This window comes from Marinobacter sp. 1_MG-2023, from assembly GCF_030549045.1.
In the GTDB taxonomy this organism is placed as follows: Bacteria; Pseudomonadota; Gammaproteobacteria; order Pseudomonadales; family Oleiphilaceae; genus Marinobacter.
The window spans coordinates 684,106-708,481 of sequence record NZ_JAUOST010000002.1 but is presented as its reverse complement, the minus strand read 5'-3'; the positions used below and the strand labels follow the sequence as shown (position 1 = coordinate 708,481).

Sequence of the window (24,376 nt, the reverse complement as noted above, 5' to 3'; positions counted from 1 at the left end):
CAACCGGGTACATGACCGAGCTTGACTATCTATTTTTTGATTATAGGGCTGATTCTTGATTATAGATTAAATTTACCGCATTTTGGGTTGCGTTAACATGAATAAAAACTAACCCGAGTGCTTATTCTAAAAAATAAAGGGTGCTCCCATGGAGCACCCTTTCTGGTTTACTGACACGAATGCCGGGCTCTAACCTTCATGATACGTAAATCGGACCGATTCCTACGCTCCAGATCACGACGCTGATAGCAAGTAGTGCAACAAACATCACAAGCCCTACGGTAAGTACGGCTGTGGCAAACATGAATCCGCGCTCTTCCGGAATTTTCATCAGGATGGGTAGGCCTTCATAAAGCAGGTACACCGCGTACGCGATAGCAACGAGCCCGGCCAGCATATTTACCCAGATGTTCGGGTAAGCCGCGATAACGCCTATCAGGAACATGGGTGTGGCGGTGTAGGCGGCCATTGTAACCCCCCTTGGTGCCTGATCCGCCGCGTCGTAAGTTGCTGCAAAAAAATCAATGAACTTGCCGAGAATGAAGATGCCGGCCAGCATGGCCGCGTAGAACAGCACGGACAGGCTAAGCGCGCTATCGACCGAGAGGCGCGTAACTTGGCCATCACCGATTTGCCAGCCTACTTGAGTGGTTCCGATGAAGCCTGCAAGAGCAGGTATAAGTGCGAGAAGTAATACGTGTCCCGTGTATAGGCGAGTAACAGATTCGGATTCTTTTCGAATCGCCTCCCACTGCTCGTCAGGGTGGGTCAGAAGGCCAAAGGTATGTGTCAGACTCATGGACAAGCTCCTTGCGATTATTATTTTTTGAACTCACCCTCAGTGTTGGTGGTAGTTTGATATGCGTCAAGGAGATGGTTAAATTTTGATCTTCCAAGAAGAGGCTGCGCTATAACCGGAACGTCTATCAAACCTGACCGGAAAGGGCATTGTCAGGCCATGGATAGCGCGCGTTTTTTGCGCTTTTTCGGATGTACGATCGCTGCTTTTACAACATTGTCCTTGATTTGGAGAACTTCGACCCGGTGCCCGTCTACTTTCATGCAAACGTTGGTGTCCGGAATATTTTCAAGGGTTTCTGTAATAAGGCCGTTCAAGGTTTTCGGCCCGTCTGTAGGCAGTTTCCATCCCAGAGTCTTGTTGATGGTGCGTACGGCGGTCGTGCCGTCAATAATGAAGGTGCCGTCCTCCTGCGGAATGATGTCGGGACTCGTCGCCGCATAATCCGTTGTGAACTCGCCAACAATCTCTTCGAGAATGTCCTCCAGGGTAGCGAGCCCGAGTACATCGCCATATTCGTCCACAACTATCCCGAAACGACGCTTGCCTTTCTGGAAGTTGATGAGCTGAGTGTTCAGCGGGGTACTTTCAGGAATGAAGTAGGGTTCCTGGCAGAGCTGCATGATCATGGCTTTATTGATTTCTTGCTCTTGCAGCAATTTGGTTGCGCTGCGTAGGTGCAGAATGCCCTGAATGTCATTGATGTCGCCTTTGAAAACCGGCAGTCGGGTATGCTGGCTGTTCCTCAGTTGGCGCAAAATAGTGTCCGTGTCGTCGTCCAGGTCTATGCCGGAGACTTCGTTTCGCGGCACCATGATGTCGTTTACCGTCACTTTCTCCAGGTCCAGGATGCTCACAAGCATATCTTTGTGCTTCGCTGGAATCAGTGCGCCGGCTTCGTTCACCAGAGTTCTTAGCTCTTCCCGGCTCAGGTGGTCGCTGGCCGCGTCATTCGGAGAAATTCTCAAAATTCTCAGGATGGCTCCTGTGAACAGGTTCACGGCCCAAACGATCGGGTATAGAACCTTCAGGAGCGGGCCGAGCACGTAGCTCGCCGGGAATGCGATTTTTTCCGGAAACAGGGAGGCCAGGGTCTTGGGTGTGACTTCGGCAAAAATAAGGATAACGATCGTCAGGAGCAATGTCGCAATGGCTATGCCGGCATCGCCCCAAATGCGGATTGCAATGACCGTGGCGATAGACGACGCCAGGATATTGACGAAGTTGTTGCCAATAAGAATGATGCCGATAAGTTGATCGGTGCGCTGCAGCAACCCCTGTGCCCGTTTTGCGCCTTTATGGCCGGTTTTCGCCATGTGTTTGAGGCGATACCGGTTGAGTGACATCATGCCGGTTTCAGAGCTGGAGAAAAATGCCGACAGCATGATCAGCCCGACGAGAATAATCGACAGCGCAGTAAGCGATGTACCGTCCAAACCAGGGGTGTCCTTATGTTGCTGACAAGTAGCGAAAGTAGGTTGTGATTGTGTCTGGTGTCAAGATGTTAAGGGCGGGATATTAACCGCCCTTCTGGAATACCAGTTCGATGGCAAACTTGCTGCCATAGAAGGCCACCATAAGCAGGGCGCACCCGGCCAGTGTCCAGCGGCTTGCAGTCATGCCGCGCCAGCCTTTTGTATAACGCCCTACAAGCAGTGCGACGAAAACCAGCAGTGACAGCAGCGAGAATATAGTTTTGTGGGCAAGATTCTGGGCAAACAGGTTTTCTATAAAAATGGCGCCCGTCACGATGGCGAGAATAAGCATGACAACGCCTGCCCATAGCATTTCAAAAAGCAGGGATTCCATGGTTTGCAGTGGTGGCAGGTTGCGCAATATCGAGCTGTTATAGTTGCGCTTCAGTTGGCGGTTCTGGAAATAAAGCAGGGTCGCCTGTATAGCCGCCAGAGAAAACAGGCTGTAGGCTGTAACTGACAGTGCGATGTGAGAAAGTACGCCATAGCTCTCATCAGAAACCACCCGCGAGGGTGTGTGCGTGACCAATGCCATGATGATGGTCAGGGCTGCTAGAGGATAGACCCCCAGAAAGAGGCTTTGAACCGGCTTTTTGAGGTTGAGTCCCAGTAAAAGGAAAACGATTAGCCAGGAAATCAGTACCGAGCTTTTGAACAAGCCGAAGTCGACACCGCCATCGTGGAGAATAGTCTGGGTTATCAAAACTCCGTGGGCGGTAAGAGCCAGCATGCCGATAAGTGTCGTAATGGCAATGTTGCTGTGCACGCGTCCACGAAAATGAAGCGCCTGCAAGGCGGTGCCGACGCTGTACAGAAAAAGAGCGGTGACCGCGAGAATCAGCGTTCCCATGACTTCCTTATAAACCACTGTGCTGGCTGGAGATCGGCAGGCATAGCTGCCGATTTGACCGGGTTGGTCGTTTCAGGACGATAGTCTGGTTATAATGTCGCGATTATGCAACAGGAATCAAGGAGCCGAAGCCGGCTCTGAGGTTTGTGCACTCAATTTATCCGGGGTACGGAAGAGCAACATGTTTGAAAACCTCCAAGACCGACTTTCCGGTAGCCTGCGCAAGATTTCCGGTCAGGCGCGGCTCACCGACGACAATATAAAGGACACTCTCCGGGAAGTGCGCATGGCGCTGCTTGAGGCAGACGTTGCCCTGCCGGTGGTAAAAGACTTTGTTGAGGGCGTCCGGCAGCGCGCCATTGGTCAGGAAGTCCAGCGCAGCCTTACCCCGGGACAGGTGTTTGTAAAGGTTGTCCAGCAGGAGCTGGAGCGGGTAATGGGTGAGGGGAATGAAACCCTCAATCTTGCCGTTCAGCCGCCCGCGGTAGTTATGATGGCCGGCCTTCAGGGCGCGGGTAAAACGACTACGGTTGCAAAACTGTCGCGTTTCTTGAAAGAGCGACAGAAAAAATCGGTCATGGTAGTGAGTGCTGACGTCTATCGCCCGGCGGCTATCAAGCAGCTGGAAACCCTGGCAGGTGAAGTGGGTGTTGAGTTTTTCCCCAGCAGTGCTGACCAGGATCCTGTCACCATCGCTGAAGGCGCGGTTGCCGCCGCCCGCAAGAAGCACATTGATGTAGTGATTCTGGATACCGCCGGGCGTTTGCACGTTGATGAACAAATGATGGGCGAGATCGGTCGCTTGCATAAAGCCGTCAAGCCGGTTGAAACCCTGTTTGTGGTTGATGCCATGACAGGTCAGGATGCTGCAAACACGGCCAAGGCATTTAACGACGCTTTGCCGCTGACTGGCGTAGTGCTGACAAAGACCGATGGTGATGCCCGCGGCGGTGCGGCACTGTCTGTGCGGCACATTACCGGCAAACCCATCAAGTTTCTTGGTGTTGGCGAAAAAACCGACGCTCTTGAGCCGTTTCATCCGGATCGGGTGGCGTCGCGCATTCTTGGTATGGGCGACGTGCTCTCTCTTATTGAAGAGGCCGAGCGCAAGCTCGATCAGAAAAAGGCGCAGAAGCTCACCAAAAAGATCAAAAAAGGCAAAAGTTTTGATCTTGAGGACTTCCGTGACCAGCTTCAGCAAATGAAGAGTATGGGTGGAATCGGTGGCTTGATGGACAAGCTGCCGGGCATGGGGCAGATGGCTCAGGCTGCCCAGCAGCAGGTTAACGATAAATCGATGGGGCAGCTGGAAGCGATTATTTGTTCGATGACCGCAAAGGAGCGCCGTTACCCGGATGTCATCAACAACTCCCGCAAGCGCCGGATTGCGACTGGCTCCGGTACGCAGATACAGGATGTGAATCGTCTGCTCAAGCAGCATAAGCAGATGCAGAAGATGATGAAAAAGTTCAGCAAAAAGGGCGGTATGGCGAATATGATGCGCGGTCTGGGTGGTATGATGCCGCCGGGCGGTGGCGGCGGTGGGATGCCTCCGTTTGGTCGTATGTAAAAAGCCTTACACGGAAAACCTAGAAACAGTCTGTTTCCCTGTTTTCTTTGAAGCGCATTTAGCATAGAATAGCGCCCCTTTCGAGTATGGGTCTCCGCGTTAACCACCATTGTGGTAGGCGTGAAACGTACAAAGTTCGTATTAACAGAACAGGATATTGGTTAAATGGTAACAATCCGTTTGGCTCGTGGCGGTTCCAAGAAGCGCCCGTTCTATCATCTGACAGTAACCGACAGTCGCAGAGCACGCGACGGCGCCTTCATTGAGCGCGTTGGATTTTTTAACCCGATCGCCCGCGGTCAGGAAGAGCGCCTTCGTGTTGATCGCGACCGTGTAGATTTCTGGATTGGCCAGGGTGCACAAACCAGTGATCGCGTTGCGCAATTGCTCAAGGCTGCTGTGTAAGTTTTACTGACCACCGGGGTTGTTGTATGACGCAGAATCCTCAGGAAACTGTAGTCGGTCGGATTACCTCGGTATTTGGGGTTAAAGGGTGGCTCAAGGTTTTTTCCTTCACCGACCCCAGAGAAGGAATACTGAACTATACCGACTGGGTTCTTGATCTGGACGGCAAACGTATTCCTGCAAAGCTTGAGGAAGGTCGTCGCCAAGGGCAGGCGATCGTTGTCAGGCTTAAAGGTATTAACGATCGTGAGCTGGCTCGCACTTATTGTGGGGCCGAGGTCAAGGTCCCGACTGCTGAGTTGCCCGAGCTCCCCGAAGGGGAGTTTTACTGGCTTCAGTTACAGGGTCTTGATGTGTTCACGGTTGAGGGTGAATGCTTCGGTCGTGTGGATCACCTGATAGAAACCGGTTCCAATGATGTCTTGGTGGTGCATGCTACAGCAGGCTCCATTGATCAGCGCGAGCGCTTGATTCCCTATCTTCCTGATAAGGTTGTCCGGGAAGTAGATCTGGCAGAGCGTAAAATGGTCGTAGACTGGGATCCGGAGTTCTGACGGGTGTGGATTGGTGCAGTAAGCCTGTTTCCAGAGATGTTCCAGGCGGTAACAGATTACGGGATAACAAGCAGGGCAGTGCGCGACGGTCTTTTGACCGTTAATAGCTGGAACCCTCGCGAGTTCACCCATGATCGTCACCGTACTGTTGACGACAGGCCTTACGGTGGCGGCCCCGGCATGCTGATGAAAATTCAGCCGCTAAGGGATGCCATTCACGCAGCGAAAGAAGCTGCGCCTGGGAAAGCTTGCGTGGTTTATCTTTCGCCTCAAGGCGAAACTCTGAGTCAGGCTGTTGTTGAGTCGCTTGCTGCAGAAGAACATTTGATTCTGGTAGCAGGTCGATATGAAGGTGTTGATGAGCGCCTGATAACGGCAGAAGTCGACCGGGAAATATCACTGGGAGACTTTGTACTCTCTGGTGGCGAACTGGCAGCTATGGTTGTCATTGATGCGGTTACACGCCTCATCCCCGGAGCGCTGGGTCATGCGCAGTCGGCAGAGCAGGATTCTTTTGCTGACGGTTTGCTGGATTGTCCGCACTACACCCGGCCCGAAGTATACGAAGGTCAGGCGGTGCCGGATATTTTGTTGGGCGGTCACCATGATCAGATCCGGCGTTGGCGACTCAAGCAGTCGCTGAGGCGAACCTGGGAGCGACGCCCCGACCTGTTGGAAAAGCGGGTGCTTACGGGCGAAGAGCGTGAGCTACTGGGTGAGATTTTAAACGAACCGTGTGCCTCTGAATCATCAGGGCATTAAAAGATTGGGTATCAGGAGCATTACGATGAGCGGCAAGAACAACATCATCAATCAACTCGAAACAGAACAGATGACCAAGGAAGTCCCCGCGTTTGCGCCGGGTGACACCGTGGTTATTCAGGTTCGTGTTACTGAAGGCAACCGTGAACGTCTGCAGGCGTTCGAAGGCGTTGTTATTGGTAAGCGTAACCGTGGCATGAACTCGTCGTTCACCGTGCGTAAAATTTCTTACGGCGTCGGCGTTGAGCGTACGTTCCAGACCTTCTCCAAGCTGATCGACAGCATTTCAGTGAAGCGTCGTGGTGACGTGCGTCAAGCCAAGCTTTACTACTTGCGTGACCTTTCTGGTAAGGCAGCACGTATCAAGGAAAAGCTGGGCTGATCAGCCATGTGCTGAGCAACCTTGCAGTGAAAAAGGCAGCCTTAGGGCTGCCTTTTTTGTTTCTGGCGAGCCAGAATGTACCTTTGTGAATATAGAGTTGCCAGAGGGCTACGGGGTGAGACCAGAGGATGAAGCGGTAATTGTCCGATTTGTTGATGCAGTCTGGCTTGAGGACGGCCTGGGTGAGAAAACCCGGCAGGCATATTGTAGCGACCTGCAGCGGTTAGTCGTCTGGCTGGAAGGTCAGCCTGGGCAGCCCCTTCTGACGGAGGTGCGACGGACGGATTTGCTGGCGTGGATGGCCAACGGGCTCGCTGAGGGCATAAAAACGTCAACGGCGGCCCGTCGGCTCTCGGGAATTCGCCGGTTTTACCGGTTTTTACTTCGGGAACGGTTGGTCGCTGAGGACCCCACGTTGCGCATAGACAGCCCACGCCTGCCGAGACGATTACCGGACTCCCTGACCGAAGAGGAAGTAGACGCTCTCCTGGCAGAACCTGATCCCGACTTACCGATTGAGCAGCGGGACAAAGCTATGCTGGAGATTCTCTACGGCTGTGGCTTGCGGGTGTCTGAGCTTACAGGTTTGCGTGTTGACCAGGTAAATCTCCGCCAGGGTGTTATACGCGTTACCGGTAAAGGCGATAAGGAGCGTCTGGTTCCCTTGGGTGAAGAGGCAGTGGACTGGCTTGAACTGTATATGAAAGAGGGGCGCCCTGAACTGCTGAAGGGTCGGGCCTGTGATGCGCTGTTTCCTGGCAATCGGCCGACTGCGATGACCCGGCAAACCTTCTGGCACCGGGTGCGGCATTACGCCATCCGTACAGGTATCCGCAAGCATCTCTCCCCCCATACGCTCAGGCATGCCTTTGCAACCCATCTGCTTAACCATGGTGCCGACTTGCGTGTAGTTCAGATGTTGCTGGGTCATTCGGATCTTTCGACAACGCAGATTTACACCCATGTGGCGCGTCAGCGCCTGCAATCCTTGCACCAGGCCCATCATCCTCGTGGTTGAACCTGAGATTATTAGGTAAGGTAGCGCTTTGAACTTTTGTGGCGGCTTGGTGTCGCAGAGTTGGTTTTTTTGATTGTTTCCTGGCTAGTGTGAGTGTTTCCGCAAGCTTGATTAAGTACCCTACTGAAAAGGTGTGTTTGCCAGAATGAATGTAAAACGTTTTTTTATGGTGGCCGTGATGGTGGCTGGCGTGTTGGGTTCACCCTTCAGTGTTGCGGGTGATGTAGAAGACCGTATCAGCGAGCGCCTTTCCAGTGCCGTTCCGGGGTTGAAAGTATTGTCTGTGAAGGAATCCGAAGCGAAGGGGCTTTATGAAGTCCAGAGCAACAACGGCGATACCATCTATACAACGCAGGATGGCCAGTACCTGCTGACCGGGGACTTGCTCAAAGTTACCAGCACTGGCATCGCGAACGTTACGGAAGCGGCAAGAGCTGCGGATCGTCACGAGATCATGGAAAGCTATGGCGATGAAGGCGTTATCAGTTACAAGGCCAGTGACGAGAAAGTGGTGATTGATGTGTTTACCGACATTGACTGCCCGTATTGCCGCAAGCTTCACGACGAAGTTCCGCAGCTTAACGATTACGGAATTACAGTGAATTACTATGCGTATCCGCGCTCAGGGCCGGGCCAGCCATCGTTCGTGAAGTATGTGTCTGTCTGGTGTGCAGAAGATAAGGAATCAGCGATGGACGCTGCCAAAGCCGGTGATGCGGTTGCGGCGGCTACCTGTGAAAATCCGGTGCTCGAGCAGTTTGAGCTTGGTCAGCGCGTAGGTGTAACCGGTACTCCGGCTATTGTGCTGGAGGATGGCAATATTGTGCGTGGTTATGTGCCTGCGAAGAACCTTGCCGAGGGGCTGGGTCTGCTCTAAGGCCTTTTCGAACGGCAGTGCACTACGAGCCGTCACGCTTATGTGACAAGCTTTCGGTTCAGGGCTTATTCAGCGAGCCCTGAACCGGTATACTGTGCGGCCTTTCAGCGTCGCGAAATAGCAATGCTGCAATCTACAATTCATCAGCACCCCTTCGGGATCAGAGGTGAGAGCTTGAAAGACGTCAATGTCGGAATCTGCGGACTGGGAACCGTTGGCGGCGGTACATTCAATGTATTGACTCGCAACGCCGCAATTATTGCTGGCCGTGCGGGCTGTAATATCCGGATTACCCGGGTAGCCAGTCGCCGCAGTCGTGACGATATAGATCTTGGCAGCGTCGCCTTCAGCACCGAGATATTCGACGTGGTGAACGATCCTGAAGTTAACGTGGTTGTCGAACTTATTGGCGGCTATGAGACAGCGCGGGAGCTTGTGCTTTCAGCTATCCGCAATGGCAAGCATGTGGTTACTGCGAACAAGGCTCTGATTGCTGTCCACGGCAACGAGATTTTTGACGCTGCAGAAAAGGCCGGAGTTGTGGTCGCTTATGAAGCCGGTGTTGCCGGTGGTATCCCCGTAATGAAGGCTATCCGAGAAGGCCTGGCTGGGAACCGCATTGATTGGATTGCAGGGATTATCAACGGCACGGGCAATTACATCCTTACAGAAATGCGTGCGGGTCGGCCCTTTGCCGAGGTTCTCAAAGAGGCCCAGGATCTTGGTTACGCGGAAGCGGATCCCACCTTTGATGTTGAGGGTATCGACGCTGCACACAAGCTGACCATTCTCGCTTCTGCAGGCTTTGGTGTTCCTCTTCAGTTTGAAAAAGCCTTTACCGAAGGGATTTCGCAGATCACGCCCTACGATATTGCTCATGCGGAACAGCTTGGTTATCGCATCAAGCACCTGGGCATCGCTCGTCGTCGGGAAGAGGGTATTGAGCTTCGTGTACACCCGACCCTGGTTCCCCAGAGTCACCTTATTGCCCAGGTTGATGGTGTTCTGAACGCCGTTCTTGTGGATGGCGATGCGGTCGGCCAGACCATGTATTACGGGCCGGGTGCCGGTGATGAAGCAACGGCTTCGGCTGTGATTGCAGATGTTGTAGATGTTGCCCGAATTGTGGCGAGTGAGAGCTCGTTACGGGTGCCGTATCTCGGGTTTGTGCCGGGTGCGTTGGACGATCTGAATGTGCTTTCCATGGAAGACATACAGTCTGCCTATTTCCTTCGCATAACCGCTCTGGACCGCCCGGGTGTGCTGGCCAAGATAGCCTCGATACTGAGTGAGCATGGCATCAACATCGAGTCGATCATGCAGAAAGAGTCCGAGGTTAAAGATGGCCGCATTCCCATCATAATCCTCACCCATACAGTGCAGGAACGACAGATCAACCGTGCTATCGAAGAGCTGGAATTGCTCTCTGATACCGATGGCCCGGTGGTTCGCATTCGCGCCGAAAATTTCAACTGAAAAAACTATAACTGACAGGTACGCACGTGAGATATATCAGTACGCGGGGAGAAGCCCCCGCACTGGGCTTTGAAGACGTTCTGCTCACCGGTCTGGCACCGGACGGTGGCCTTTATGTTCCGGAATCGCTCCCGCACTTCAGTCTGGAAGAAATCCGCAGTTGGCGGGGGCTTCCGTACACCGAGCTTGCGTTCAATATCATGTTCCCGTTTGTGGAAGAGGCCATTCCCGAGGCTGATTTTCGGCAGATGCTGGATGAAACCTACAGTGTTTTTGCGCACAAGGCTGTCGCTCCGCTGGTCCAGCTTGATACCAATGAGTGGGTGATGGAGCTTTTCCGCGGACCCACATTGGCATTCAAGGACTTTGCGCTGCAGTTATTGGGTCGCCTGTTGGATTATGTGCTTGGAAAGCGCAAAGAGCATGCCGTGATTATGGGTGCTACCTCCGGGGATACCGGATCTGCGGCCATCGAAGGTTGCCGTCGCTGCGAGCATGTGGATATTTTTATTTTGCATCCCTTCGAGCGAGTATCTGAAGTACAGCGCCGTCAGATGACTACGGTTAAGGGTGACAATATTCATAACCTTGCCATTCGGGGCAATTTTGATGACTGTCAGCGCATGGTCAAGGAAAGTTTCAGCGATCAGTCGTTTCTGGGTGGTAAAGCCAGACTGGCGGCGGTTAATTCGATCAACTGGGCCCGCATCATGGCTCAGATCGTTTATTACTTTCATGCCTCGTTGGCACTTGGTGGCCCTGATCGCAGCATGGCGTTCTCCGTACCTACCGGTAACTTCGGGGATATCTTTGCCGGCTATCTGGCACGGAAAATGGGTCTGCCCGTATCTCAGCTGGTTATCGCGACCAACAAGAACGACATCCTCCATCGCTTCATGAGCGGTAACAAGTACGAGCAGCATCAGCTTGAGCACACGCTTTCGCCAAGCATGGATATCATGGTGTCCAGCAACTTTGAACGCTTGCTGTTTGATCTGCACGGCCGGGACGGGCTGGCGGTTAAACAGTTGCTGGATAATGCCGCGAAAGGTCCGGTGAGTATCGAAGACTACCGTTGGAAGCACGCCCGCAAGCTCTTCGACAGTGCTGCAGTTGATGACAAAACTACCTGTGACACCATCCGTGAAGTTTATGAGCAGAATGAATACCTGCTGGATCCGCACACGGCCATCGGCGTGCATGCAGCTCGCGCTTGTCGTCGGGATCTCCAGGTGCCGATGATCACACTTGGAACTGCTCACCCGGCCAAATTCCCGGATGCGATCGTCGACTCCGGGCTGACTGTGAAGCCTGAGCTTCCGCCGCATATGGCCGATCTTTTTGATCGCGAAGAGCGCTATACCGTGCTTGATAACGATCGGGCGGGTGTGCAGGCATTTATTGCCAAGCACTGGAAGAATGCCTGACCAAGTATGACACCCAAAAAGATCCTGCGTCGCCCCAGCCCGGATAACACTCCGGGCTGGGGGCAAGACCTGCCTCCCTTGCTCCGCCGTCTGTATGCCGCCCGCGGCGTTAGCTCTGACGAACAGTTAAGCTATACCCTTCGACATCTTGCCTCACCCTTCAAACTGCGTGGCATTGATCGTGCAGTTGAGCTATTGGCGGACGCCATTGCCAGCAACCAGCGGGTGCTTGTGCTTGGTGATTTCGATGCTGATGGCGCGACAAGTACTGCGGTAGCGATGCTTGGGCTTTCCATGCTTGGGCTGCGGAGCGTTGATTTCCGGGTGCCCAGTCGCTTTGCGGATGGGTACGGATTGACCCCGGGGATTATCGAACGTCTACGGGATGAAGGGGAGTTGCCGGATCTTATGGTGACGGTGGATAACGGAATCTCTGCCATCGAAGGTGTAAGCGCGGCGAAGAAACTGGGTATCAAGGTGGTGGTTACGGATCACCATCTGGCCGGCGAAACGCTGCCGGACGCCGATGCGATAGTAAATCCCAATCAGCCCGGTTGTGCCTTCCTGAGCAAAAACGCCGCCGGCGTAGGCGTGATGTTTTATGTGCTCACGGCGCTGCGTAAAAAGTTGAGGGAAGCAGGGCGCCTGCCCCAACCTGAGCCCAATCTGGGGGCGCTTCTGGACCTGGTTGCACTAGGCACAGTAGCTGATGTTGTGCCGCTGGATCATAACAACCGCATCTTCGTTGAGCAGGGCCTGCGCCGAATCCGTCAGGGCGAAGCCCGCCCGGGAATTCTCGCACTGCTTGAAGTGGCTGGCCGCGAACACGCAAACATCAGCTCAACGGATCTCGGGTTTGTGGTTGGTCCACGCCTCAATGCAGCCGGCCGGCTGGACGACATGAGTGTTGGCATAGCCTGCCTGCTGGCCGATAGCCCGGACGAAGCCCGGCGTCTTGCCCGTGAACTCGATACTTTTAACCGGGAACGGCGCACCATTGAAAAAGACATGAAGACGCAGGCGCAGGATTTGCTCGCCTCCATGTCGCTGGACCTGGAAGGACTGCCCTGGGGGCTGGCTTTGTTCGATGAGGATTGGCACCAGGGCGTGATCGGCATTCTTGCAGCCCGGATACGGGAGCAGACTCACAGGCCAACGATTGCTTTTGCGCCAGACGAAAACGGTGTGGACATAAAAGGTTCTGCCCGTTCAATTCCGGGGCTGCATATCCGCGATGTGCTGGCGGTCGTCGATTCTCGCCACCCGGGGATGATGCACAAATACGGTGGTCACGCTATGGCCGCTGGCATGACTTTGGCCCGGAGCGATCTGGATGCATTTTCCGAAGCCTTCGATCGGGCTGTTCGGGATGCTCTCACTGCCGCAGATCTTGAGGCTGCCATCACGACTGATGGCCCTCTTAGTTCTGATGAGCTTTCTCTGGAAACAGCGGCGTTACTGAAACGTGCGGGTCCCTGGGGGCAGCATTTTCCAGAGCCTTTGTTTGACGGTGAGTTCAAAGTGGTCAGCCAGCGTATTGTTGGCGAAAATCATTTGAAGCTGGTTTTGCAGCCAGCAGATGGCAGCGGCATCATTGACGCTATAGCGTTCAATACCGGGCCGGAGGTTCCTGATTACACGCGCACAGGTGCACGGGTGGTTTATAAGCCTGATGCCAATACGTTTCGGGGGCGGACTAATCTTCAGCTGTTAGTAGATTATCTGGAGCCGCTTTCCTAGCTTGTCTGGTTTTGGAGGCTGGTCAGGAGGCGGGAGCTCTTTTCTTCTGGAAAAAGCAACTCGCTGCGCTCAGACATCTTTTTCCGGCAGAAAAGAGCCCCCGCCCCCTAACCGATTTGAAAGCGCGGGTAGGTCAACAGTGGATAACTATGTTTGGTAGCATGCAGTTTGCTCCCAACATCGGGCGCTGGTCAGGAGCGGCCTGCGGGGAGTGTCGAAAACATGGATGTTTTCGTCAAGCTTACAGGGACGTATTCACAGCGTCTCCCGGCAGGCCGTTCCTGATCAGCGCTTGCGCCAAACTAGGCGGCAACGGCTGATTTACCGTTAAAATTCGGGTAGAATCCCGCCACTGTTTTTACGCATCATTTTCCAACATTGAGTAGTGTTCTTATGGAAGTTAATCCCATTGTGACGAAGATTAAAGAGCTTCGTGAGCGTACTGAAGCGCTCAGGGGGTATCTTTGACTACGATCAGCGTAGTGAGCGGCTAGTAGAAGTAGAGCGTGAGATGGAAATGCCCACTGTGTGGGATGATCCAGAGCGCGCGCAGGCGCTGGGTAAAGAGCGTTCTGATCTTGATCTGATTGTCAGTACCATCGACAACCTTACAACCGGTCTTTCCGATGCAGAAAGCCTGCTGGAAATGGCTGTAGAGGAAGACGATGCAGATACGGTAACCGAGATCGAATCCGATCTTCAGACTCTCGATGTCAAACTCGAAAAGCTTGAGTTCCGGCGCATGTTTTCCGGCGAGATGGACGCCAACAGTGCCTACCTGGAAATTCAGGCAGGGTCTGGCGGCACTGAGGCACAGGACTGGGCGAATATGCTTCTGCGCATGTACCTGCGCTGGGCTGAGAGTCGTGGCTTCAAGACAGAGATTGTAGAATTGCAAGAAGGTGATGTGGCGGGTGTGAAGAGTGCCACCATCCATATTCAGGGCGAGTACGCGTTCGGTTGGGCGCGCACTGAGACCGGCGTTCATCGTCTGGTTCGCAAGTCGCCGTTCGATTCCGGCAACCGTCGCCACACTTCTTTTTCTTCGGTGTTTGTGTCGCCCGAAGTGGATGACAGTTTCGAGATTGAAATCAATCCTGCAGATCTTCGAGTGGATGTTTACCGTGCCTCTGGCGCCGGTGGTCAGCACGTTAACCGGACAGAATCTGCGGTGCGTCTGACCCACAACCCTACGGGCGTTGTTGTGGCCTGTCAGGCTGGTCGAAGCCAGCATCAGAACAAGGATCAGGCCATGAAGCAGCTTAAGGCAAAGCTTTATGAGCGTGAGATGCTGGAGCGTAATGCCGAGAAGCAAAAGGCCGAGGATGCAAAGTCTGACATTGGATGGGGTAGCCAGATTCGTTCTTACGTTCTGGATGATGGCCGCATCAAGGATTTGCGTACCAAGGTTGAAACCAGCAACACCCAGGCGGTGTTGGATGGTGATATCGACAAGTTTATTGAAGCCAGCCTGAAAATGGCGCTGTAACCAGCGCCATTACCACGCCAACCCGGACACCCCTGATTTTTTAGTGAGCCAACATGACTGAACACACCAAGAATGCACCGCAAGAGGACAACAGGCTGATTGCTGAGCGCCGTGCCAAGCTGGCAGAGCTGCGTGAAGGTGGCAATCCGTTCCCCAATGACTTCCGTCGTGATGTCACTGCAGCAGAATTGCAGGCTAAATACGGTGAATATAGCAAGGAAGAGCTGGAGTCTATGGGGATCAAGGCGGCCATCGCGGGCCGTATGATGCTTGACCGTAAGGCATTCAAGGTGGTCCAGGACATGACCGGCCGCATGCAGATTTATGCCACTAAAGACGTGCAGAAAGACACCAAGCACTGGGATCTGGGTGATATCGTGGGTGTGCGGGGTACCTTGTGCAAATCCGGCAAGGGCGATCTGTATGTGACCATGGATGAGTATGTTTTGCTCACCAAGTCTCTGCGTCCGCTGCCGGAGAAGCACAAAGGCCTGACCGATACTGAAGCCCGTTACCGTCAGCGGTACGTGGATTTGATGGTGAACGAGGACAGTCGCCGGGTATTCCTGGCCCGCTCTAAAATCATTACCGCCATGCGCCAGTTTTTTGCTGACCGCGACTTCATGGAAGTGGAAACTCCCATGTTGCAGGTAATTCCCGGTGGCGCAACTGCGCGGCCGTTTGTTACCCATCACAATGCGCTTAGTATGGACATGTACCTGCGCATTGCGCCGGAACTGTACCTGAAGCGCCTGGTTGTAGGTGGCTTTGAACGGGTGTTCGAGATAAACCGTAACTTCCGGAACGAAGGGCTTTCTACCCGTCATAATCCCGAATTTACCATGGTGGAATTCTATCAGGCATATGCCGATTACAACGATCTGATGGATCTTACCGAAGACATGCTGCGCACAATTGCTGAGCAGGTACTGGGCAGCACCACGGTGGTGAATACCCGGATGCTGGCCGATGGCACAGAAGAGTCCATCGAGTACGACTTCGGCAAGCCTTTTGAGCGCTTGACGGTGGTCGATGCCATCTTGCGTTTCTCTCCGGATGTCACTGCCGAGCAATTAGCGGATGAATCTTCCGCGCGCCAGGTTGCAAAAGATCTGGGTATCCATGTGAAAAACGGCTGGGGTCTGGGCAAGATTCAAATCGAGATCTTTGAAGCGACCGCAGAGCATCGCCTGATGCAGCCTACGTTCATCACCGAATACCCTAAAGAAGTGTCGCCGCTTGCGCGCTGCAAAGACAGCAACCCATTTGTGACCGAGCGCTTCGAGTTTTTTGTGGGTGGTCGTGAGATCGCCAACGGCTTTTCAGAGCTTAACGATGCCGAAGACCAGGCTGAGCGCTTCCAGGCTCAGGTTGCCGAGAAAGATGCCGGCGACGACGAGGCTATGTTCTACGATGAAGACTATGTGATGGCGCTGGAGTATGGCTTGCCACCAACGGCGGGTGAGGGCATCGGCATTGATCGGCTGGCTATGCTGCTGACCAATTCTCCATCCATTCGCGACGTTATCCTGTTCCCGGCTATGCGCCCCGAGCATAAAGCTGAGAGCTCCAAGTCGGAGGAATAACCATGCACCCGGTTGAGGTACTGGCTAGCCATCTCAGGCCCGACCGGGGCTGGAAAGAACACCTCGGAACGGAATTTAGCCAGCCCTACATGCAGGTGTTGGCAGAGTTTCTGGCTGCCGAAGAAAGTGCCGGGAAGGTTCTCTTCCCGGACAGCTCCCATTGTTTTAACGCCTTGAACAGCACGCCTCTGGAAAAGGTGCGTGTTGTTATTCTTGGTCAGGACCCCTATCACGGCCCAGGTCAGGCCCATGGCCTGTGCTTTTCAGTCAGGCCGGACGTTCCCGTGCCGCCGTCGCTCGTCAACATGTTCAAAGAAATCCAGAGCGATCTGGGTATTGCGCGGCCGGACCACGGTTGCCTGCAACCTTGGGCGGAGCAGGGCGTGTTACTGCTCAACAGTGTGCTTACGGTGGTTCAGGGTCAGGCTGGTGCGCATCAGGGAAAAGGTTGGGAGACGTTTACAGACCGAGTGATCGAAACGGTAAATCGCGAGTGTGAGGGTGTTGTATTTCTGCTTTGGGGTAGTTATGCCCGCAAGAAGGGGCGGTACATTGATCGCAGCAAGCATTTGGTACTGGAGGGGCCGCATCCGTCACCCCTGAGCGCCTACCGCGGATTCTTCGGTTGCCAGCACTTCTCCCGGGCCAATGAGTGGCTCCAGGAGCGAGGGCAGGAGCCCGTAAACTGGGCGCTGCCCTCCAAGGCAGACCTGATATCGGCTATTGAAGCAAGGCCATGGCAGCTTCCATTTGAGCGTTCAGGTCTTCTTCTTCGCTCATGTCGATATTCGGATCAAGGCCAAGACGATCAAAAGCTGAAATGGCAGTCCAGTCCATCTGTGCCCAATTATGCTCAGAGTCTGCAATCAGCTGAAGGTTAGCCACCATAACCAGGTCGGCGTAGTCGGCTGAAGGTATTTCTCTCTTGAAGTTGGCGTATTCCAGCGGAACATTTTGCAGTTCTTTCGGGAAGTCCCACTTTTTGAGAATGGCTGCTCCGATTCTAGGGTGCAGCTGCTCAATAACGTTATCCAGCATTATGCTGCTGATCTGCACATCTTCGTCTTCCACGTAGCGCAAAATCGGCAGTACGCCAATCAGGTGCACCAAACCGGCAAGGGTGGCCTGATCCGGTTTCAGTTTTGTGTAGTGCTGGGCCAGTACGTGGCAAACCCCCGCAACTTCGGTACTGGTTTGCCAGGTTGCGCGCAGGCGCTTGTCGATCATGTCCGAGGTTGCCTGGAACATCTGCTGCATGGCCAGGCCCATGGCCAGACTGCTGGTGTAAGCCATGCCAAGCCTGCTTACTGCCATATTCAGGTTCTCTATCGCTCGGTTGCCCCGGAAAAGCGGGCTGTTGCAAACGCGGATAATGCGTGCAGAGAGAGCCGTATCATTGCTGATAACCTTAACCAGATCACCAATGGCTGAGTCTTCAGATTCGGCGATCTCGCGCACCTGAAGCGCAGCTTCGGGCAGGGTAGGGAGTATCAGTTTATCGTTCTCAATCGCGGCAGTAAGGTCCGCTTTGATGGTTTCGGCAATATTCGACATGGCTCGATAAGGATCCGCTTGGCAGTTCGGGAGAGGCTTATTTGCACAGGCCTGACACCCCGAAGGTCAGAATAATAAGATCTATTTATAGCAAATTTTCGCAGGCTTGCCTGTCAACTTATGTATCGTTGGTTGCGCCATCTTCACGTTCGGTAACGCTATATGGCAAAGGCTGCAGTTGCAAAAAGGCATCTGGTTGGCCTTCAGCGATAAGTTGGCCATGGGCGCTGTCATGTCGGACCACCGCAAGCAGCTGGCAAGACCCATCACTGAACCCGACTGCGTTGACGACCTCGCCAACTGATCGTTCGCCTGCCATGATGAGTGTTCCCGGTGTGGGTACAGAGCTGGCATTCACCATGTGGAAGCGGAACAGGCTCTTTTTGAGTTGTCCGAGAAAGTGCATCCGGGCAATAACTTCCTGGCCGGTATAACAGCCTTTTTTGAAATGCACTCCGCCGAGATGTTGCCAATTGAGCATCTGCGGTACGTAGGATTCGCTGGTGGCTGCACTGAGCATCGGCACGCCTGCCGCAATTTCGGATGCCTGCCAGTCCGCAAGCGTTTTCTCCGGAATGGAATCCAGCTTCAGACCGCCTGCGACGGGTTGCCAGGCTTCAAATCGGGACAGCCCTTCTGCTGTATCTTCTGTACGGATCAGAAAGCCGGAATCGAGCGGGAGAGTATCCCCGGGCGATACCAGTTTACGCATCTCTTCTCCGGCAAGTGCCGACGCGGCTTCATCGCCCAGTAGACCGATGATTTGCCCCTCATCCTCTACTGTCATAGACGTGCCGCGAAACAGCATCATATATTTGCGCAAGTGAGCCATGATGGGTTCTGCCAGCTCGGCTGGGAGGTCCATCAGAACGTCGTCCCCATCACGTACCAGTCGAGTCAGGCAGTAGGCACGGCCCTTGGGTGTTGCGCCTGCGGCGCGCGGTGATGTGCCGAGTTTGACGTCTTCAAGGTTCTGGCTGAGTTGGCCTTGCAGGAATTTGTCAGTGCCCGGCCCGGAGATGCGAACCAGAATGCGGTTGGTCAATAGAGTGCGGCCTGTGGCCGGCGTCGGAATCTCGGCTGATGTATAAACGGGCGTGGCTGAAACAGGTGTTTCTGTACCAGTCATGGGAAAACTCCGGGCAGAAGACTATTCAAATGAATGCTGGGTGCGGCCCAGTCGGAGCCGCATTCTCAGGCGACGAAACTGATCTTCGGATACGTTACCCGCAATCCGTTTTCCTGAGAGTAACACAACCGGGTATGTAGACGATGTGGAGGTGGTGGGCTCCAGTTTCAAGAGTGCCACATTTGAGCAGATACGGCTTGCGGGACTCGCGTTCACAGCCAGAATCCGCCCGTTTCCAAGGCGTGCATAGAGGGTGCCCTGTTCCTGGTGAAGGCCGAGAACGGCCGATGGTCCTGCCAGTAATCCATTTAATCGATACTGAAAGATCGCGCCCGCGAGGGCCAGTGGGGCTAATATGAACATCCAGTTCTTGCCGGCTGTACCAGCAATCAGGGCGAAAGTGAAGGCGGTCAGCCATGGTGCAGCGGCCAGGCAGCCAGCTGCAGCACAGCGCGAGAGTGTCAGATCAATCCGGCTGGACACGATTAAGGATCATGTCAACGATACGTTGCAGGTCTGCATCGTCAGGGCGGCTGCGTTGCATGAACCATTCGAACATATCGGCGTCCTCGCAGCTCAGAAGTTTCTTGTAGCGCTCCTGATCTTCTTCATCCAGATCAAGGTAGGCTTCCTCCAGAAACGGAACCAGCAGGACATCCAGTTCCAGCATGCCGCGGCGGCTATGCCACCAGAGGCGTTTGAACTCCGGGTTTTCTGCTTGAGTGTCTTGCATAATTGCTCTCTTTACGGCGAAGGTGTTCTGTAGGTGGTTGGTGTCAGCACGGTATCACGGGCCTCGTGCAGCAGTCCCGGGTAATCCAGGGTGTAATGCAGGCCCCGGCTTTCTTTGCGTTGAAGCGCTGAGCAGATAATCAGATCAGACACGGTTACCAGGTTCCTGAGTTCCAGGAGATCATTGGTTACCCGGTAATTGTTGTAAAACTCGCCGATTTCGGCGGACAGAAGATCCACTCTGTGTTTCGCCCGCTGAAGGCGTTTGGTGGTGCGAACTATGCCCACGTAATCCCACATGAAGTGGCGTAACTCGTCCCAGTTGTGAGAAATAACTACATCTTCATCAGAATCACGCACCTGGCTTTCATCCCACGCCGGCGCTTCGGGTGGAGGCGGAATGTCTGCCTCCCTGCGCGCAATGTCGGCGGCTGCTGCCCGGCCATAAACCAAACATTCCAACAATGAGTTGCTGGCCATGCGATTGGCTCCGTGAAGCCCGGTAAATCCGGCCTCGCCAACAACGTAAAGCTGGTTGATATCCGTTCGTGCCCGCTCATCGCTGACTATGCCGCCACAAGTATAGTGCGCCGCAGGTACTACGGGAATGGGTTCCCGGGTAATGTCGATGCCAAACTCCAGACACTTTTCGTAAATGGTCGGGAAGTGGTGGCGGATAAAATCTGTTGGTTTGTGGCTTATGTCCAGATACAGGTGATCGGCGCCCAGCCGCTTCATCTCGTGGTCTATTGCGCGGGCTACTATGTCCCGCGGTGCGAGTTCTCCACGCTTGTCAAAGCGATCCATAAAGCGCGAGCCATCGGGCAGTTTCAGGAGACCTCCTTCACCTCGCACCGCTTCGGTGATCAGGAATGACTTGGCATGAGGGTGGTACAGACAGGTCGGGTGGAACTGGTTGAATTCCATGTTGCCAACACGACAGCCTGCACGCCAGGCCATAGCTATGCCATCACCGGATGCGCCGTCAGGATTGGTGGTGTATCGATACGCCTTGGATGCACCGCCGGTTGCGATGACCGTGAAGCGCGCCCGGAAAAGTTCTACGTGGTTATCTTCAAGATTCAGTATGTAGGCGCCTACGCAACGGTTCCCCGGCAAGGCGAGTTTGCGATTGGTGATGAGATCGACCGCAACACGCCCGGACATGAGCTCAACATTGGGACGAGCCTGGGCCTGGGCAGTCAATGTCGTTGAAACTGCATGCCCCGTGGCATCGGCTGCGTGAATAATACGGCGGTGACTGTGACCGCCTTCACGGGTGAGGTGGAATTGGGCGTCGGTATCCCGGGTAAAGTCGACGCCGGTGCCGATTAGCCACTCGATGCTTTCCTTGCTGTGATCTACGGTAAATCGCACAGCATCTTCGCTGCACAAGCCGCCGCCTGCAGCCAGGGTATCCTGCACATGGTTTTCAGTGGAGTCCTCGTCGTCCAGAACAGCAGCTATGCCGCCCTGGGCCCAGAGTGTGGCGCCGCTGCTGATATCGGCCTTGCTGACAACACCCACCTTCAGGTGTTCCGGAAGGTTAAGCGCAACGGTCAGGCCGGCAGCACCGCTGCCGATAATAAGAACATCGTATTCGTAGGACTGTGGCATCGGGTCGGTATCGCGGGCCATAATGTAGAGGTGTATTGAACTAAACTTTGCGCTTGCTGTCTATTTGGCCTGATGGATGACCTGCCCGATGGGGTGGGTTGTCGTTTACATAAACGGGCGCCGGACAGTGAGCATGAACCACCAGAAACTCGTAACGGCCGGAAAGCTGGCCAGGAAAACAGAGCGCACCGGCGTAACGTCCATGGTACCCGAAAACGACCAGAAACAGGCTGAGCAACCAGATAGCCAGACCGACCTGCAGCTCGTTCGCAAAGTGCGAAACGGGGACCGCGCAGCGTTCGATCTTCTGGTTGTTAAATACCAATCGAGGGTCGCTTCAATCATCAGTCGGTACGTTTACGATAGCCAGGAAGTCATGGATCTTACCCAGGAAGCGTTCATCAAAGCTTACCGGGCCATAGATCGCTTTCGTGGTGACAGTGCCTTCTATACCTGGCTGTACCGCATTGCGGTGAATACCGCGAAAAATCATCTTGAATCTCGCAGTCGCCGGCCGCAAGGCAGCGCTGATTCTGCTGAGGCAGAGAACTACGATGACGGCAGGCGCTTACGCGACATTGCGTCGCCTGAGCGTTTACTTCAGCGTGATCAGCTTCAGAACGAGTTGAGAAAAGCGATAGCCAATTTGCCAGAGGAACTGAGATCGGCCTTCCTGCTGCGAGAGTACGATGGGCTCAGCTATGAAGACATTGCGCGAATTCTGGAGTGCCCCATCGGGACCGTGCGCTCGCGTATATTCCGGGCCCGGGATGCCGTTGACAGGCATCTCGGACCCTTGCTCAATCATTCCGTGACGTAATTGAGGGTGCATCCTATGGATGATCGTCTCAGAGAAACACTGTCGGCCATGATGGACGATGAGGCCGATGAGCTTTCGGTCCGGCGCCTGCTATCCCACGAGGAACAGAGCGATGTGCATGCGCAGTGGCAGCGGTGGCAAGGTATTCATGACCTGATGCACCGGGGCCATTCGCCGGCTGAGGGTGTTGATGTAAGTGCGGCAGTGCGTGAAGCGCTAGACGGCCGTACCAGGTCACAGGTGTCGCCGGCACCGCAGACCCGGGAAGCGCCGCGCAACTGGCAGTGGCCGGCGGTGGCCATGGTTGCTTTTGCTTTGCTGTTAGGCTTTGGTGCCGGTGCTGGCTGGGACTCTGGAGAAACCTCTCCAGGTGATCTGGCGTCAGCGCCCTCAGAGCAGAGACCGGGAGCAGAATCTGTCGGCGAGGTCGCGCCGGTTCAGGAAGTTGCCCTTCAGGGGCTCGATGAAAAACAGTGGGAACACATGAACCGATATCTGCTGGAACACGCTCAGCACAACAGTGTAGGCGCCGGGCAGGGTTCAGTAGGCTATGCCCGTCTTGTTAGCGCTAATGGCGGATACTGATATCAAGTAATGAAGGTGCTCATGAGCAAACCCCGTTATTTTGGCCTGAGTCTGACTGAGCTGTCATTGCGCGGACTCCTCGCATTGGCGTTGGTGCTGGCCGTGCCGGCCTATGCGGTCGCTGGCGAAAAAACAGCAGTCTACTGGCTTGAAAAGCTTGCGCCTGCCCTTAATATGACCTCCTATCGCGGCGTCTTTGTCTATGCCAGGGGGGCCAGTGTGCACTCCATGCAGATTGCCCATCGCTACCATGATGGCATGGTGGAGGAACGTCTGGTTTTGCAGGATGGAGGCAGCGGAGAAATTGTTCGCAGGGGTGTGAATGTCGTTTGCGTGCTCCCGAACCAGGGCCGGGTAAAGCTGGATCAGGTTATTCCCTCAGGGCCTTTTGCTGAGGTTTTCGCCAGTCAACTCATCCCTGTAAGCAGATGGTATAGAGCTGAACTCAAGGGTGAAGACCGTATTGCGGGCTACGACGTGGTTACTGTCGCTCTGACCGCCAAAGACCAATATCGTTACAGCCATCGCCTCTGGCTGGAAAAGTCCACCGGTCTTTTGGTAAAAAGCCATGTCCGTTCTTCCAGCGGCGAGGTGCTGGAGCACTTCCAGTTCACCAGTCTTGAGATTACGGACGATATTTCTGACAGCGAGTTAGAGATTCGTACAGAAGGCCTCGAGGTCTCTCGAACTCTGAGCGATACCGATCAGCGTGCCGGTTTGCAGGGCGAGTCGGCCCAAACGCCACGCATGCAGGGGTGGCAACTCGACTGGCGACCTGAGGGTTTTGAGCCTGCGGCAGCGCCTATTACGGGGAAGGGGCAGACCGTTGCATTTTCTGATGGGCTGGCTGCCTTCTCTGTGTTCGTGGAGCCCGCAGGAAGAGTAAGCATGCCCACCGGTGCTTCCCGTGTCGGTGCAACAACGATTTATATGCGTCAGCTGCAGAGTGGAAAGCAGATGTTTCTTGTAACGGTTGTGGGCGAAATACCACCAGCAGCGGCCCGGCAAGTTGCAGAGTCGGTACAGATTGAAAAAACGTTTGCCCTGAGTGCGGGTGAGCAGTGATCACCGAGACCGGCAAAGTAGTTGCCGTGACGGGCGAGCACGCGTGGGTCCAGACCATTCGCGCCAGTGCTTGCCAGAGCTGTGCTGCACGCAATGGTTGTGGGCAGAAGGTTCTGGCGTCAGCTACGGGCGGTCGGGCCAATCAGGTACGGGTTGTTAATTCCGTAAATGCGTGTGTTGGCGAAGAAGTGACACTTGGTATTGATGAAAGCGCGCTTCTGAGCGCTTCATTGCTGGTGTACGCGCTTCCGCTATTGCTCATGGTGTCTGCCTGTATGTTTGGACACTACCTGTCCGGTGGTAGTGACTTTGTGGCCATGGTGGGCGCTGTTGCAGGGCTTGCTTTCGGCTTTTTCGTAAGCCGGCGTTTGCAGAGCCGGAATACCGGAAACTATGAACCCACGCTACTCCGGATTAACCGTATCCCGGCCGGAGTGGTGTCTCATCCAGACTCGCTAATATGA

24 protein-coding genes and 1 pseudogene are annotated in these 24,376 nt (G+C 54.4%); 17 read left to right on the top strand and 8 right to left on the bottom strand.

Annotation, left to right across the window (positions count from 1 at the left end; translation table 11 throughout):
- Positions 1-196: 196 nt before the first annotated feature.
- From Q4606_RS09290 to Q4606_RS09280, 3 genes are all read right to left on the bottom strand, one after another.
- Positions 197-799 (bottom strand): Yip1 family protein, encoded by a 603-nt coding sequence (locus tag Q4606_RS09290; RefSeq protein ID WP_303607339.1) that lies wholly within the window; start codon positions 797-799, stop codon positions 197-199.
- 152 nt (positions 800-951) lie between these two features.
- Positions 952-2,235: an HlyC/CorC family transporter gene (locus tag Q4606_RS09285; RefSeq protein WP_303607338.1), complete on the bottom strand. Its 1,284-nt coding sequence runs from the start codon at positions 2,233-2,235 to the stop codon at positions 952-954.
- Positions 2,236-2,317: 82 nt separating this feature from the next.
- Positions 2,318-3,124 (bottom strand): inner membrane protein YpjD, encoded by an 807-nt coding sequence (locus tag Q4606_RS09280; protein WP_303594052.1) that lies wholly within the window; start codon positions 3,122-3,124, stop codon positions 2,318-2,320.
- Between the two features lie 181 nt (positions 3,125-3,305).
- Between Q4606_RS09280 and ffh the strand changes: the two genes are divergently transcribed.
- The 13 genes and pseudogenes from ffh to ung all read left to right on the top strand — a co-directional run.
- Positions 3,306-4,694, top strand: a complete 1,389-nt coding sequence (gene ffh, locus Q4606_RS09275) for a signal recognition particle protein (RefSeq protein WP_303594050.1) — start codon at positions 3,306-3,308, stop codon at positions 4,692-4,694.
- A gap of 165 nt (positions 4,695-4,859) precedes the next feature.
- Complete coding sequence (rpsP, locus tag Q4606_RS09270; protein WP_303594049.1) at positions 4,860-5,099, top strand: 30S ribosomal protein S16; 240 nt, start codon at positions 4,860-4,862, stop codon at positions 5,097-5,099.
- Between the two features lie 26 nt (positions 5,100-5,125).
- The gene (rimM, locus tag Q4606_RS09265) at positions 5,126-5,653 is read left to right on the top strand and encodes a ribosome maturation factor RimM (protein WP_303594048.1); all 528 of its coding nucleotides are present in this window, start codon (positions 5,126-5,128) and stop codon (positions 5,651-5,653) included.
- A gap of 3 nt (positions 5,654-5,656) precedes the next feature.
- Complete coding sequence (gene trmD / locus Q4606_RS09260) at positions 5,657-6,415, top strand: tRNA (guanosine(37)-N1)-methyltransferase TrmD (RefSeq protein ID WP_303594047.1); 759 nt, start codon at positions 5,657-5,659, stop codon at positions 6,413-6,415.
- 25 nt (positions 6,416-6,440) lie between these two features.
- Positions 6,441-6,797 carry a 50S ribosomal protein L19 gene (gene rplS, locus Q4606_RS09255; RefSeq protein WP_303594046.1) on the top strand — a complete coding sequence of 119 codons (357 nt, stop codon included), beginning with the start codon at positions 6,441-6,443 and terminating at the stop codon, positions 6,795-6,797.
- 115 nt (positions 6,798-6,912) lie between these two features.
- Positions 6,913-7,815, top strand: coding sequence for a site-specific tyrosine recombinase XerD (gene xerD / locus Q4606_RS09250; protein ID WP_303607337.1), 903 nt, complete (start codon positions 6,913-6,915; stop codon positions 7,813-7,815).
- Positions 7,816-7,960: 145 nt separating this feature from the next.
- Positions 7,961-8,692, top strand: coding sequence for a DsbC family protein (locus Q4606_RS09245; RefSeq protein ID WP_303594044.1), 732 nt, complete (start codon positions 7,961-7,963; stop codon positions 8,690-8,692).
- A 174-nt stretch (positions 8,693-8,866) separates the two neighbouring features.
- On the top strand, positions 8,867-10,168 hold the full coding sequence (locus Q4606_RS09240; RefSeq protein WP_303607336.1) for a homoserine dehydrogenase: 1,302 nt from the start codon (positions 8,867-8,869) through the stop codon (positions 10,166-10,168).
- Between the two features lie 26 nt (positions 10,169-10,194).
- A complete protein-coding gene (gene thrC / locus Q4606_RS09235) occupies positions 10,195-11,595 on the top strand; it encodes a threonine synthase (protein WP_303607335.1) in 1,401 nt (466 codons plus the stop codon).
- Between the two features lie 6 nt (positions 11,596-11,601).
- Entirely contained in the window at positions 11,602-13,335 is a 1,734-nt protein-coding gene (gene recJ / locus Q4606_RS09230) for a single-stranded-DNA-specific exonuclease RecJ (RefSeq protein ID WP_303594040.1), read from the top strand.
- Positions 13,336-13,728: 393 nt separating this feature from the next.
- Positions 13,729-14,824 (top strand): peptide chain release factor 2 gene (gene prfB / locus Q4606_RS09225; RefSeq protein WP_303594039.1). Its coding sequence is split into 2 segments (ribosomal slippage): positions 13,729-13,800 and positions 13,802-14,824, totalling 1,095 coding nucleotides; the frame shifts between segments, so codons are not numbered across the junction.
- A 53-nt stretch (positions 14,825-14,877) separates the two neighbouring features.
- On the top strand, positions 14,878-16,410 hold the full coding sequence (gene lysS / locus Q4606_RS09220) for a lysine--tRNA ligase (protein ID WP_303607334.1): 1,533 nt from the start codon (positions 14,878-14,880) through the stop codon (positions 16,408-16,410).
- A 2-nt stretch (positions 16,411-16,412) separates the two neighbouring features.
- A pseudogene (ung, locus tag Q4606_RS09215) lies at positions 16,413-17,126 on the top strand (uracil-DNA glycosylase); the annotation flags it as partial.
- Between the two features lie 4 nt (positions 17,127-17,130).
- On the opposite strand, the gene Q4606_RS09210 reads toward ung, so the two are convergent.
- The 5 genes from Q4606_RS09210 to nadB all read right to left on the bottom strand — a co-directional run bounded on the left by Q4606_RS09210 (position 17,131) and on the right by nadB (position 21,442).
- A complete protein-coding gene (locus Q4606_RS09210; protein WP_303607333.1) occupies positions 17,131-17,964 on the bottom strand; it encodes an HDOD domain-containing protein in 834 nt (277 codons plus the stop codon).
- 118 nt (positions 17,965-18,082) lie between these two features.
- Positions 18,083-19,093 (bottom strand): folate-binding protein YgfZ, encoded by a 1,011-nt coding sequence (locus Q4606_RS09205; RefSeq protein ID WP_303607332.1) that lies wholly within the window; start codon positions 19,091-19,093, stop codon positions 18,083-18,085.
- A gap of 21 nt (positions 19,094-19,114) precedes the next feature.
- The gene (locus Q4606_RS09200; protein WP_303607331.1) at positions 19,115-19,576 is read right to left on the bottom strand and encodes a hypothetical protein; all 462 of its coding nucleotides are present in this window, start codon (positions 19,574-19,576) and stop codon (positions 19,115-19,117) included.
- Positions 19,560-19,826 carry a succinate dehydrogenase assembly factor 2 gene (locus Q4606_RS09195; RefSeq protein WP_303594029.1) on the bottom strand — a complete coding sequence of 89 codons (267 nt, stop codon included), beginning with the start codon at positions 19,824-19,826 and terminating at the stop codon, positions 19,560-19,562. Before Q4606_RS09195 ends, Q4606_RS09200 begins: the two co-directional genes overlap by 17 nt.
- An 11-nt stretch (positions 19,827-19,837) precedes the next feature.
- Positions 19,838-21,442: an L-aspartate oxidase gene (nadB, locus tag Q4606_RS09190; RefSeq protein ID WP_303607330.1), complete on the bottom strand. Its 1,605-nt coding sequence runs from the start codon at positions 21,440-21,442 to the stop codon at positions 19,838-19,840.
- Between the two features lie 202 nt (positions 21,443-21,644).
- On the opposite strand from nadB, the gene rpoE reads away from it, so the two are divergent.
- The 4 genes from rpoE to Q4606_RS09170 are packed head-to-tail and all read left to right on the top strand — an operon-like array spanning position 21,645 to position 24,376.
- Positions 21,645-22,262 (top strand): RNA polymerase sigma factor RpoE, encoded by a 618-nt coding sequence (gene rpoE, locus Q4606_RS09185; RefSeq protein WP_303607369.1) that lies wholly within the window; start codon positions 21,645-21,647, stop codon positions 22,260-22,262.
- Positions 22,263-22,277: 15 nt separating this feature from the next.
- Positions 22,278-22,847 carry a sigma-E factor negative regulatory protein gene (locus Q4606_RS09180; RefSeq protein WP_303607329.1) on the top strand — a complete coding sequence of 190 codons (570 nt, stop codon included), beginning with the start codon at positions 22,278-22,280 and terminating at the stop codon, positions 22,845-22,847.
- Positions 22,848-22,868: 21 nt separating this feature from the next.
- Positions 22,869-23,912, top strand: a complete 1,044-nt coding sequence (locus Q4606_RS09175; protein WP_303607328.1) for a MucB/RseB C-terminal domain-containing protein — start codon at positions 22,869-22,871, stop codon at positions 23,910-23,912.
- On the top strand, positions 23,909-24,376 hold the full coding sequence (locus Q4606_RS09170) for a SoxR reducing system RseC family protein (protein WP_303607327.1): 468 nt from the start codon (positions 23,909-23,911) through the stop codon (positions 24,374-24,376). Before Q4606_RS09175 ends, Q4606_RS09170 begins: the two co-directional genes overlap by 4 nt.